Origin of the sequence: Streptomyces sp. NPDC051555 (genome assembly GCF_044454405.1) — a bacterium.
Lineage (GTDB): Bacteria > Actinomycetota > Actinomycetes > Streptomycetales > Streptomycetaceae > Streptomyces.
In genome coordinates this window covers 53781-65587 of the sequence record NZ_JBITDP010000018.1, presented here as the reverse complement: position 1 = coordinate 65587, position 11807 = coordinate 53781, and the positions used below count along the sequence as shown (strand labels likewise).

At 69.9% G+C, this 11807-nt stretch carries 10 protein-coding genes and 4 pseudogenes; 11 read left to right on the top strand and 3 right to left on the bottom strand.

The features are described from left to right. Positions 1 to 11: 11 nt before the first annotated feature. From ACIBEA_RS30690 to ACIBEA_RS30680, 3 genes and pseudogenes are all read right to left on the bottom strand, one after another. A pseudogene (locus tag ACIBEA_RS30690) lies at positions 12 to 341 on the bottom strand (EAL domain-containing protein); the annotation flags it as partial. Further along, a pseudogene (locus tag ACIBEA_RS30685) lies at positions 341 to 472 on the bottom strand (IS5/IS1182 family transposase); the annotation flags it as partial. The pseudogenes ACIBEA_RS30690 and ACIBEA_RS30685, both read right to left, overlap by 1 nt. Before the next feature lie 82 nt (positions 473 to 554). Beyond that, positions 555 to 731, bottom strand: coding sequence for a hypothetical protein (locus ACIBEA_RS30680; RefSeq protein ID WP_399266444.1), 177 nt, complete (start codon positions 729 to 731; stop codon positions 555 to 557). A gap of 605 nt (positions 732 to 1336) precedes the next feature. Between ACIBEA_RS30680 and ACIBEA_RS30675 the strand changes: the two genes are divergently transcribed. From ACIBEA_RS30675 to trxA, 11 genes and pseudogenes are all read left to right on the top strand, one after another. Next, entirely contained in the window at positions 1337 to 2059 is a 723-nt protein-coding gene (locus ACIBEA_RS30675) for a dienelactone hydrolase family protein (protein WP_399266443.1), read from the top strand. A gap of 171 nt (positions 2060 to 2230) precedes the next feature. After that, positions 2231 to 2785 carry an MOSC domain-containing protein gene (locus tag ACIBEA_RS30670; protein WP_399266442.1) on the top strand — a complete coding sequence of 185 codons (555 nt, stop codon included), beginning with the start codon at positions 2231 to 2233 and terminating at the stop codon, positions 2783 to 2785. A 283-nt stretch (positions 2786 to 3068) separates the two neighbouring features. After that, complete coding sequence (locus tag ACIBEA_RS30665; RefSeq protein ID WP_399266441.1) at positions 3069 to 3560, top strand: hypothetical protein; 492 nt, start codon at positions 3069 to 3071, stop codon at positions 3558 to 3560. Further along, positions 3557 to 4486: a hypothetical protein gene (locus ACIBEA_RS30660; RefSeq protein WP_399266440.1), complete on the top strand. Its 930-nt coding sequence runs from the start codon at positions 3557 to 3559 to the stop codon at positions 4484 to 4486. Before ACIBEA_RS30665 ends, ACIBEA_RS30660 begins: the two co-directional genes overlap by 4 nt. 30 nt (positions 4487 to 4516) lie before the next feature. Further along, a complete protein-coding gene (locus ACIBEA_RS30655; protein WP_399266439.1) occupies positions 4517 to 5863 on the top strand; it encodes a hypothetical protein in 1347 nt (448 codons plus the stop codon). Positions 5864 to 7122: 1259 nt separating this feature from the next. Continuing rightward, a complete protein-coding gene (locus ACIBEA_RS30650; RefSeq protein ID WP_399266438.1) occupies positions 7123 to 7905 on the top strand; it encodes an NAD(P)-binding protein in 783 nt (260 codons plus the stop codon). Positions 7906 to 7919: 14 nt separating this feature from the next. Beyond that, complete coding sequence (locus tag ACIBEA_RS30645) at positions 7920 to 8774, top strand: hypothetical protein (RefSeq protein ID WP_399266437.1); 855 nt, start codon at positions 7920 to 7922, stop codon at positions 8772 to 8774. Between the two features lie 257 nt (positions 8775 to 9031). Then, the gene (locus ACIBEA_RS30640) at positions 9032 to 9367 is read left to right on the top strand and encodes a hypothetical protein (RefSeq protein ID WP_399266436.1); all 336 of its coding nucleotides are present in this window, start codon (positions 9032 to 9034) and stop codon (positions 9365 to 9367) included. A gap of 52 nt (positions 9368 to 9419) precedes the next feature. Beyond that, positions 9420 to 9611 (top strand): annotated as a pseudogene (locus ACIBEA_RS30635) (Hsp70 family protein); the annotation flags it as partial. A gap of 1 nt (position 9612) precedes the next feature. Continuing rightward, a pseudogene (locus tag ACIBEA_RS30630) lies at positions 9613 to 11250 on the top strand (AAA family ATPase); the annotation flags it as partial. Continuing rightward, positions 11247 to 11705 carry a thioredoxin gene (gene trxA / locus ACIBEA_RS30625; RefSeq protein ID WP_399266435.1) on the top strand — a complete coding sequence of 153 codons (459 nt, stop codon included), beginning with the start codon at positions 11247 to 11249 and terminating at the stop codon, positions 11703 to 11705. The pseudogene ACIBEA_RS30630 and the gene trxA, both read left to right, overlap by 4 nt. The last annotated feature ends 102 nt before the right edge of the window (positions 11706 to 11807 follow it).

Sequence of the window (11807 nt, the reverse complement as noted above, 5' to 3'; positions counted from 1 at the left end):
TTACCCGTGGGTCACTCCTGGGCCTCGGAGGCCGAGGTCCGGAGCCCGATCGTGCCGGTGATCACGCCCGGGGCGACCGCGCGGGAGTACAGCCGGCCCTGGGGGGCCTCGACGATGGTCTCGTCGGCCGGGTTCGGGTGGGCCCCCTCCTCGTAGCGGAAGCCGCGCACGAAGGAGCCGTCGACCTTCAGCACCGAGACCGGCAGCCGCTGGCTGAGGTAGGCGAGCTTCGAGTACCCCGTGCCGAAGTCGTCGATGGCGATCCGCACGCCCATGTAGCTCAGCGCCTGGAGGGCCTGGAGCGGCCGGGCCGCCGAGCCCGTCACCGCAGCCTCCGTCACCACGGACGGCCGCCACCGAGACCGTTGCCGCCCCGCTCCCGCATCACCTTCCCCAGCTTCGCGAACCGCTCCATCCGCAAGCCCGTGAACGTCTCCACCCGCAACGACTCAGCCCGCAACACCCCACCCATACAAGAGGAATCCCCGAGCGTAGACCTTCTGCAACAGCCTTTAGGCCGTACATCGAAAGTGGCTGAGGCTGAGGGATGTCGTTCAGCGGCTGCGGATTGCCTCGGCCAGGTCAGAACCGCAGGAGGCCCAGCAGATCACCGAGCCGTCGTTGTCGAGCTGCCCCATGCACCACTCGCCGTCGTCCCTCACGAGGCACAACTCGTGGAAGGCAAGGACCACATCAGGCCGAAGCGGCTCGTAGTCGCCCTGGCCGTTCACCTCAAGGACTACGAGCCGATCGAAGGAGAGCGGAACGGGGCTTGGGTACGGTGGCCTCGTAGCGGACGGCGAGCTTGTCGTATCGCGTGGCGCCGGCGCGGTGTCTCTCAAGGCGGTTGATGCCGCGCTCGACCGCATGACGCGCGGGGTAATCGGCCGAGTCGAAGTGCTGCGGCCGGCCGCCGCGGGAGCCGAGCTGTCGGCGATTGCGCGCCTGGTCGCCCTCGTCGGGGATGGTGCAGCGCAGGTAGGCGCGGTTCCTGCGGGAGGCGTACGCCTTGTCGGCCCGTCCTGCGCACCCAGCCCGACCGCGGAATGGACAAGACAGCGCTCGCCAGCGCCCCGCCCGCACCGCCAACCGCGAGCTCGTGGCTCAGCTCAACCGCCCGGCCGCCCGGCCGCCCGCCACCCAACCCGCCCGGGTAAGCGCCCGCGCCCGCAACGACCCGGTCGCGGTCTCTCAGCAGCCGGGAACCGAGTTGTCGGGAACGGGGTCTGTGACGGATCTTGTGAGACATCGCCGTATTTCAGAGGCATCCCCGCGCTGTTCTGCCAGCGGTGAACACCGGCCCGACCGAGCTCGACCATCAATACGGTCCAGTCCCATGACGATCACGACGCGCACGATCGAGTACCAGGCCGACGGTCTGACGATGATCGGGCACCTCGCCGTCCCGGCCGGTGTCGACCGCCTGCCCGCGGTGCTGCTCGGGCCGGAGGGCATGGGGCTCAGCGACGTGGAGTGCCGCCGGGCCGATGCTCTCGCCGTGCTGGGATACGTAGCACTGGCTTTCGACCTTCACGGCGGGCGCTATTTGGGTGACCCCGAGGAGATGCTGGCCCGTTGCCTGCCGCTGCTCGCCAACCCCGACCGGATGCGGGACATCGGGCACGCCGGGCTCGACGTGCTGCGCGCCGAACCGCGGACCGACCCCGACCGGATCGCCGCCCTCGGCTACGGCACCGGGGGCGCCATCGCGCTGGAACTCGGGCGCGCCGGCGTCAACCTGCGCGCGATCGGGACAGTCAACGCAACGACCACGGGCCGAGCGGGGGAGGCGGCGCGCATCCGCTGCCCGGTGTGGGCCGGGGTCGGATCGGAGGACCCGATCATGCCTCCCGCGCAACGGGACGCGTTCACCGCCGAGATGCAGGCCGCAGGCGTCGACTGGCGCCTCACGGTCTACGGAGGCGCCCTGCACGCCTTCCACCATCCGCCGGTCGACCACCCCACGGTCCCCGGCGTCGGCTACCACCCACAGCACGCGCAGCGAGCCTGGCGCGACGTCCTCGACCTGCTCGCCGAGTGCCTTCCCATAGCCGAATGATCTAGTCGGCAAATTTCGCGATGCCGTCCCGCGAACCAGCCCGGTCGACCGCCACCGCTCCGGTGACGGAAGGGGCCTGCCGCCTCGATGACCAGACCTCCCTGCGGGCCTTGGGTCAAGGTCCGCAGGGGTGGGGACCGTATCCTGCACTCCGGGACGGAAGGGACCTCGATGGATACGGCTGTGCCCCAGGTGATCGCGGTCAGTGCCAGCCCGTCGCACGAGACGGTCGACAAGGAGCTCCGGTCCTCGATCGTGCTGCTCGCCGGGCTGGGCGTGGAGGGTGACGCGCACGCCGGCGCCACGGTCCGCAACCCCTGGAAAGTGCGTCGCGATCCCACGGAGGCGAACCCGTCCCAGGTGCACCTTCTGCCCGCCGAGCTTCTCGACGCGCTCGCTGTCTCCGGGTTCGTGCTCGGTCCCGGAGAGCTGGGAGAGAACGTCACCACCCGGGAACTGGCGCTGGAGCGGCTCCCGTTGGGAACCCTGCTGTTCCTGGGAGACGAAGCGGTGGTGCGACTGACCGGTCTGCGTGATCCCTGTGTGCGGATCAACAGCGTTCGTCCACGGCTGCTGAAGCAGGTCCTCCACCGCGATGACGCCGGCAGCCTGGTCCGGCGCGCCGGGGTCATGGCGGTGGTGGAAGCGGGTGGCGAGGTCACCGAGGGCACGCTGATCGGTGCGGAGCTACCGCCCGGTCCTCCTCGGATCCTTCCCCCCGTCTGAGCCTTCCCACCTGCACGCGTGGCCGCGCGTCGAGGACGTCCTCGACGCGCCACCCTGACCGGCGGTCCCGGCGGGGCCGGTTCCGCGACGGCCACTCGGACGGGACGGTGGGCTGTTGTGTGCGTGCGGCCAATCCAGGGAACCATGATCACAACGCTGGTAACGGCGAGTAGCGCTCTGTTACGTTGTGTGTGCGTCCATTCGGACTGTGAACTCTCGTTCGTCCCGTCACCCCGGAAGGGGCATGTTCGGCATGCGCAGATTCCCCCGTATCCCCATTGCCTTGTCCATCGCCGCCCTCACGCTCGTCTGCGGGCTCTCACCCGCGGCCGCCGCGCCGCTACTACCCGGTTCACCCGCCCCCGTTCCCCGAACCGCCGTCCTGGCACCCCTCGATGGCGAGGACCCGTGCCCCGGCGGGGAGGCCAAGCCGTGCTCGGCCTCCCCTGAGGAGCGTGGAGCCGTCGACAAGGACCGCGACGCGGCCAAGCAGGACACCGCCGCGGCCAAGCAGGACATCGGGGCCGCCAAGCAGGAGGCGCAGAAGTGCACGGCGGAATCCAAGGCGTGCATGACGCAGCTGATCGGCGGCGGCACGACGCAGGAGACCGACATGGCGCAGGCCCGCGGTGAGTTGGGCACCATGCATCCGGCCCCGGCCAACAACGCCGAGGCCGCCCTGACCGGCACGTGCGCTTCCTTCTCCGCTGACCTCCCGGCCGGCCTGTCCAATTCCTCCGAAATGACTTCTCTGTGCGGGGAGATGAACCGTTGAAGACGATCACCGCCATGCCGGGCCGACGTGCGGCCCTGGCAGCCACCGCAGCACTCCTCGCGCTCACCTGCACCACCGGTTCCTCGTACGCCGCCGCGCCGCCGGCGGTACCGACTCCCGTCGCTTACGAGGGCAACACCCCGCTCGCCTCGACGCAGAAGGTCACCGAGTACTGCGTCTCGCACCCCGGGGGCTGCCGGTTCGAGATCAACCGTGCGGCGTCCGGCGACTATTACAGCGCCGTCAAGTCGCTGGGCAACGCGGTCGTGAACTGCACCAAGGACGAGATCACCGTCGCGCGGGAGATCACCCTGCGCACCGCGAGCAGCGACAACCTCGGTGGTGAGATCACCGGGAAGATCTCGATCGAGGGCGCCATCAACACCTCCGGTGAGGTGACCGCCGGCGTCGACGGGAAGGCCAAGGGCGAGTTCTCCACTCCGGACAAATCCAAGGGGCCGACCGCCACCGTCGGGGCGGAGGCCGGGGCTTCGGGCAGCGGGAAGATCGCAGGCTCCCTCGGCGTCAAGGGAGCTTTCGAGGGCGCTTTCAAACTCGCCTACCAGCGAACCTGGACGACCGAGCAGACCGAGAAGACCACCTACAGCACCAAGGTCCGCCCCGGCGACGCACTCGTCTTCGGCGCGAGCTCCGCCATGCAACGCATCGCCGGAGAGATCACCACCGGCACCGGCCTCGGCATCCGCAAGGTCGTCGTCGATGGCCCCTCCACCGTCAACACCAGCACCTTCATCGCGGACACCTTCACCGTGCCCGGCAACACCTGCGACCGCCTCCGCCCGGAGGGCAAGACCGGAACCGAGGACACCACCGCACCCGCCCCGCCCCGCGGCCTGATGCCCGCGAACCTGCCGGAGGGCTCCCGGTTCAAGGACCGTGACGTGCTCACCCCCGCCACGTCCTGACCATTCTTGAGAACCCCTGTGGAGAACCTCATGGCATCCCGCCCTCGCTCTGCCGCACGCACCGGCACCCTCACCCGTACCGCGCCGGTCATCGGCGCGTGCCTAGCCCTCGGCCTGCTCGCCGCAACGCCCGTCGGCCACGCAGCGGTCCAGCCCGCCGGGGCCGCCACCCCCGTACCGGTCACCGTCCTCAACAACGACTTCGCCCAACCGGCCTTCACCGCCGTCACCAGCGCCAACCCCTACGCCTGGTCGGTCGGCTCGACGGTGGGGACCGGCACCGCCAACGGCATCTGGCGCTGGCCCGCCGACATCGCCGGCCACCCCGATGGCCTGACCACCGCCATGCTCCGCCTCCCCGGCGAAGCCACCTACGGCCTCAAGCAGCGCCTGCGCGGAGTCCGCGCCGGAGCACGGGTCACCGTCACCTACGACGAGAGCCCCAGCGTCTCCAACTACTGCACCGCCGCCGCACTCGAACAAGGCCAGACCTACACCGTCCAGGGCGAAGGCGGCGCCCTCACCGACCGGACCACCCTGCCCACCACCGAGAAGCTGCCCAGCAACTACTGGAAGCCGGCCTGGCGGACGGGGGTCACTCTCACCTTCATCGCCGGAGCCAACGAGCCCCTCCTGACTTTCACTTCCACCGTTCCCGCCGCGCAGAACAACTCCGGCTATTGCGGCCCGCTCATCACCAACGTCCGTGCCGTCCAGGAGCCGCCGCCGGTCGACAAGACCATTCCGGCAGGAGCCCTGCCCGCCTCCGAAGCCTTCCTGGGCAACGACCGCAACACCACCGCGAGCGCGGTCAGCTACTGCAACGGCGCCGCGAACCGCTGCACGTTCACCACCGAAGAGGACTACTCGTTCAGCTACTACGCACCCGCCCGCGTAGCCGCCGAGACCTATCTGAACTGCACCCGCAACACCCTCAACCGCGTCCGCCCCGTCGCCACCGCCAACCGCTCCTACGGCGACCTCCCCGCGGCCGCGGGCCTGCCCGGCACCGGTACCGGTACCCCGACCATCATGGCCCAGCAGTACACCCAGGGCACCGGTTTCGCCCCCGCCTGGAACACCACGCAGGAACGCTCGGTCACCGAGATCGTCCAGCCGGCCGAAGCCTCCTGGATCGAGACGCAGGCCGCACGCCGGCGCACCGAGGGCTGGTACACCGCCACCACCAAGGCGACCGACCCCAATAGCGACTGGCGCCTGCACACCGTCCTCGACCACCCCTCCACCGACCTTTCCGACCGCATCTACCAGCGCACCGGCCCCATGACGGCCCCGGAGAAGCAGCGCTGCCAGTCGGACCGCCCCAACGCCCCCACCCCGGTGGGCGCCACGTCACCGGCCGGCGCCGAACGATAGGCCGTCCCCTCCTGATCCTGCCGGGCCCACACCGCCCGGCACCGCGTTTCGGGGCGCCCGAGCACGTCCAGAACTCGGGCGCCCCTCCGCCCAGCGAAGCTCAGGCCGTCTCCGACCCCTCTCCACCTCCACCGGAGTGCCCGACGCCGCCCAAGCTCGTGAACACCTCGCGCCGGCCGCGGCGCCGAACGTCAAGTACGGCGGTGCCGGCCGACCACGGATCGCTGGTGCGGTCGGGATGACCCGGTGACGGGTACCCCGGTCACCCGGGGCAGTGAGGGTACAGCGGTGGCCCGCACAGAAGGCCCCGCCGTGCCCCCCTTGCGTGTGGACGACCGGTGCGCGTACCGGGCCGCAGCGACCGGCCCGGCACTCGGCGCTGGCCCGACGGTTCAGCCAGTCCATCTCGTCGTCGAAGAGATCGGCCGCGGAGTGATTGCTGTGCTCGGCGGCCACCGCGGCGTCGTCCTCGTAGGAGGGGACCGGATGCGGGATGCGCAGCACCCGGACCCACGGTGACAGCTGGGCGAGCGCGTGTTCCGCTGCGCGCGCCCAGGAGTCGGGGTCGTCTGCGAGGAGGTCGCACATGCCAACGGTGTTCCTGGTCCAGCACCGTGATGCGGCCGCCGCGGTGGCGGTCGTAGCCACCAGGTGTGTGCCGGTTCCTGCTGCTGACCCACCCCCAACTCCCCTCGGCGTACGGGTCGGGGCGGTCGGCCCGGGGTCGGCCGGGAGGTGGCCCAACACGTGGGGTGTCGTCCACGGCCAGTGCACGCGGCATTCCCGCCCGCTGGGGCATCAGACCCGACCGGTACGAACCGAGCGGACGCGTCCGCGCCCTCTACCGCGCCGATCAGGTCACCGCGGCCAAGGCGGCGCGCCCGGGGTAGGGCTACCGGTCGGACCGCAAGACGTTCACTTGACCGGCGCCCCCGCGCCCTGCCCGGGGCAGCCGGTGCCGAGGTCGGCGAGCGCGACCAGCCGCACGAGGTCGAGCCGGGCCCGTGTCGACGCTCACGCCATTGGCCCGTCGAGGTTATGGCGAGCGTTCGGGTCGTTGGCCCTGGTGGCCGGGGGGGTCTATACGGTCAACGGGGCACCACTCAACGGTGTGTGACGGTAAGTCAGGCGAGTGGAGTGGCTGGGGCGCGGTGCGGAACCCCGCTTCGCGGCCCGCGCACACGAGTCCCTGGCGAGCCCGGGCGCCGGCAGCTGCGCGGGGGCACGGGGTGCGGTGCTGCTCCCGGACCGGCAGACGGATGGCCACGGCCGCCATGGCCCCGAGGGATCCCCGGCCGGCGCCCCCGCTCGCCAAGGACCATTCGCGACCCGGCCATCCTGGCCGGAGCGCGCACGGGGACGGGGGCCTTACGATGACGGACGCCGCCGTAGCCGGCTCCGGCCGCAACGGCCTTGCCGCCGCCCGCACGCCGGCCCGTGCGGGACTCTCGGTCGAGGTCTTCGAAGCGCACGAGCGCCTGGGCGGTGGACTGCGCACAGAGGCCCTGTTCGACTCCGACGCGGTGAAGGCGGATTTCCTCGTCGAGGGTGAGATCCCGTGGACCTACTGTCGCCTCTCGCGGGCGCGCCCCTTCACCCGGCGGGAACCCGTAGCACTGCGGCCGAATCGGCCAGGGTGGCACACGGAGCGGCCGTACGTCATCGTGGTCGACCCGGCGGCGGCCGATCCCGAACGGGCGGTTCGTGGCCGCCGCCCGGAGTGGGCGTACGCGCACGTACTCAACGGCGATAGGCGCGACCCCCGCACGCACGCTTTACCGGTGGGTATCGGGTTGGGCGCTGGCTGCGGATTGAGGAACCCCAGCACGACCACGACATCGGAAGGCCCGTCACCATGCCCCGCAGGTCGCGCGACCAGCGCCGGCTCAGTCACTCTCCCCAGCCGAGGGCACCAACTGCGGCGAATATCAGACCAGTTCCGTATCGCATCCGGTGACTCTGGGACATCGCATCGCTGCACTGACCGGATATTGATTCCACTCGTCACTACATGTGTGTATATGCTCCCCAGGTTTGGTTAAGGAATGGGTAAAGGGTGGGGAATGTGAAGGTCGTCCGCAGGCTCAGGACATGCGCCGTGCCGGTGGCCGGCGCGGTCGTACTTTCCATGGGCCTGACCGCCTGCGGTGGGGGGAGCGCCGGTGACAGCGACGCCGCGAAAGGTGAGACGGGCGAGTCGCAGCGCAAGGACGCGGCGGCGGTTCTGACAGCCGCCGCCAAGAAGACCGGTGAGCAGAACTCCTACCGGACCCACCAGTCGGACGGCTCCGCCACGGGGCCCGCCAGCGACATGGCCTGGCAGAGGACACCGTTCTTCTCTTCGATGATGATCCACGGGGCGAAGACCGCGGACAACCCGAGCGGCGAGACATACCTCGTCGACACGGCCGATGGCGCGTACACGAAGACCGACAAGATCCCCGGCAAGGACTGGTTCAAGATCGACCCGTCCGGCGAGAAGAAGACCGACACGTCTCGCTCGCGCGGGCTCCTGACGGAACTCCTCGGCGCGCTCAATGCCACGGGCTCCGCCAAGTGGGTCGGTGCGGAGCAGGTCGGCGGCCGCCCGACCGACCACTTCAGGGGCACGGTGAACTTCGCGGAACTCGCCGAATACCAGGGCCCTGCCATGAACAAGGAGAGCCACGACTGGTACGTCGACGTCATGCGTAAGGGCGGCAAGGAACAGGCCGTCATCGACGTGTGGGTCGGCAAGGACGACCTCGTGGCCAAGTCCCGGGAAGTCAGCTCGGGCCAAAAGGGCCAGGAGACGATCGTCGAGGAGTACACCGCCTACGGCACCAGCCTCAAGGCGGAGATCCCGCCCGCGGACAAGGTCGCCACGTTCGACGAGTACATCGACGCCCTCTCGAAGCGCCCTGGCGCCTGATCCGGGCACACATACCAAGTAGTGCCCGTGCGCTTGCCTCAACTGCCGCACCGTGCGATGAGCCGCTTTCGTGTCATTGCTGTGCGGCAGTGATGTTCCGTCAGGTGTATTGGCTTTCCGTAGGTGAGAGGTACGCGGAGGCTGTGCGTCGACTGACGTGGAAGTGGCGTTCCGCGGTTGTGGCGCTGACACGAGGTGTGCCGCTTACCGCGAGGGCTGCCGTGTGCCTGCCGGCGGCAACCCTCATGATGATGGTCATGACAGACGGAACGAGATGGCTCGCTGCACCTCAGTCGATCGCCTTCGGCGGTTACCACGTCGTCCTTGCCCGCGGGCTGTCTCAGGAGGAACTCGCAGGTCGCCTCGCGGAGAACCTGCTCCTCCCGGCCCCGCACGTCGTGGTACCAGTCGGCGAGCACACCGGTGACTCCCTTCGGAGAGGGCCCTGTGTCCTGCTCGGTCGGCTGTTCGGCCTGGTGAACCGGCTCGACCCCGACGTCTCCGCCCTGCTCCTCGTCGAGGAGGTCTCCGACGAGGCCGCAGGGCTGATCGGAGGTCTGGAGACCACTGGCAGAGGTCCCACCCGTACCTGAACGAACGTGATCCGGACAGCCGGCGCAGGCGCCGTGCCGGGAGGAGTTCCTCATGGCCAAGGCAGTGGGCATCGACCTGGGCACCACCAACTCGGTGATCGCCGTGTGGGAGAGCGGAGAGCCGTCCGTCGTGCCCAACAGCGAGGGCAACCGCACGACACCGTCCGTGGTGGGCTTCACCGATACCGGGGAACGTCTGGTGGGCCAGCTGGCCCGGCGCCAGGCGATCCTCAACCCCAAGGGGCGAACGCCGCTTCCAGCAGGTCCTGGTCGAGCAGCCGACCGTGGAGGACACCATCTCCATCCTGCGCGGACTGCGCGAACGCCTCGAGGTCTTCCACGGGGTGAAGATCCAGGACACCGCGCTGGTCTCCGCGGCCACCCTCAGCCACCGCTACATCACCGATCGGTTCCTGCCCGACAAGGCCATCGACCTCGTCGACGAGGCGTGCGCCAGGCTGCGTACCGAGATCGACTCGATGCCCGCCGAACTCGACGAGATCACCCGCCGCGTCACGCGGCTGGAGATCGAGGATGCCGCCCTGTCCAAGGAGACCGACCCCGCCAGCAGAACGCGCCTGGAGGAGCTGCGCAGGGAACTGGCCGATCTGCGCGGCGAGGCCGACGCCAAGCGCGCCCAGTGGGAGGCCGAACGGCAGGCGATCCGCCGCGTGCAGGAACTGCGCCAGGAACTGGAACAGGTCCGTCACGAGGCCGACGAGGCCGAACGCGCCTACGACCTCAACCGCGCCGCCGAACTGCGCTACGGCCGCCTCCTGGACCTGGAGCGCCGTCTCGCCGCGGAGGAGGAGCAACTGGCCTCGAAACAAGGGCAGAACCGGCTGCTGCGCGAGGTCGTCACCGAGGAGGAGATCGCCGAGATCGTCGCCGCCTGGACGGGCGCCCCCGTCACCCGCCTCCAGGAGGGCGAACGCGAGAAGCTGCTTCGCCTCGACGAGATCCTGCGCGAGCGCGTCGTCGGCCAGGACGAGGCCGTCAAGCTCGTCACCGACGCCATCATCCGCGCCCGCTCCGGCATCCGCGACCTGCGCCGCCCCATCGGCTCGTTCATCTTCCTCGGTCCCACCGGCGTCGGGAAGACCGAGCTGGCCAAGACCCTCGCCCGGACCCTGTTCGATTCTGAGGAGAACATGGTCCGCCTCGACATGAGCGAGTACCAGGAGCGGCACACCGTCAGCCGGCTCATGGGCGCGCCGCCCGGATACGTCGGCTACGAGGAGGGCGGCCAGCTCACCGAGGCCGTGCGCCGCAAGCCGTACTCGGTCGTCCTGTTCGACGAGGTCGAGAAGGCGCACACCGATGTCTTCAACACGCTGCTGCAGATCCTCGACGACGGTCGCATCACCGACGCCCAGGGCCGTACCGTCGACTTCCGCAACACCGTGATCATCATGACGTCCAACATCGGCTCCGAGCACCTCCTCGACGGCGCCACCGCCGAGGGTGAGATCAAGCCCGACGCCCGCGCCCTGGTGATGGGCGAGCTGCGCGGGCACTTCCGCCCGGAGTTCCTCAACCGCGTCGATGACATCGTGCTGTTCAAGCCGCTCGGTGAGCGGCAGATCGAGCGGATCGTGGAGCTGCAGTTCGACGAGCTGCGGCAGCGGCTCGCCGAGCGCCGCATCACCGTCGAACTCACCGAGGTCGCGAGGGAGGTGATCGCCCACCAGGGCTACGACCCGGTGTACGGGGCGCGGCCGCTGCGGCGTTACATCTCCCACGAGGTGGAGACGCTGGTCGGGCGGGCCCTGCTGCGCGGCGACGTCCAGGACGGCGCGACGATACGCGTCGACGCCGAACACGGAGAGCTCCTGGTCACGTACGACCAGCAGGCGGGGGACCGGGAAGCGAGGGCGGCGTGAACACCACCCGGACGACGACGGTGACCTGCCCGAACTGCGGGCGCGGCAACCGGATTCCCGTGGCCGCCGAGGGACGGCCCAAGTGCGGCCACTGCAAGCAGCCCCTGCCCTGGGTCGTCGACGCGGGCGACGACGACTTCGCCGAGGTCGCCGAAAACGCCACGGTGCCCGTCGTCGTCGACCTCTGGGCCACCTGGTGCGGCCCCTGCCGCATGGTCAGCCCGGCCCTCGAACAGGTCGCCCGGGACCTCGCCGGACAGATCAAGCTCGTCAAGGTCGACATCGACCAGAACCCGCGCCTCAGTCGGCGGTTCGAGGTGCAGGCAGTGCCGACCCTGCTCGTACTGGACCAGCGCGAGACCGTCGCCCGGCAGGCCGGCGCGGCACCCGCGCACGTCCTGCGCTCGTGGGTCGAGCAGGCGATGGCGCGCCGGCAGACCACTACGGGAGGGTGAAAACGACGGTGCTGAGGAAGACCATCGTCGGCCGCGGCCGATCAGGCCCATGCACGGAAGGAAAACCCTCATGGCCACGATTCCCGACGGGCGCCGGTGCCA

Bases quoted from the DNA above. Each gene is read 5' to 3' on its own strand.
- ACIBEA_RS30655 (WP_399266439.1), top strand. From the start codon at position 4,517: ATGGCATCCCGCCCTCGCTCTGCCGCACGCACCGGCACCCTCACCCGT.
- ACIBEA_RS30675 (WP_399266443.1), top strand. From the start codon at position 1,337: ATGACGATCACGACGCGCACGATCGAGTACCAGGCCGACGGTCTGACG.
- ACIBEA_RS30640 (WP_399266436.1), top strand. From the start codon at position 9,032: ATGACAGACGGAACGAGATGGCTCGCTGCACCTCAGTCGATCGCCTTC.
- ACIBEA_RS30650 (WP_399266438.1), top strand. From the start codon at position 7,123: ATGGCCACGGCCGCCATGGCCCCGAGGGATCCCCGGCCGGCGCCCCCG.
- ACIBEA_RS30670 (WP_399266442.1), top strand. From the start codon at position 2,231: ATGGATACGGCTGTGCCCCAGGTGATCGCGGTCAGTGCCAGCCCGTCG.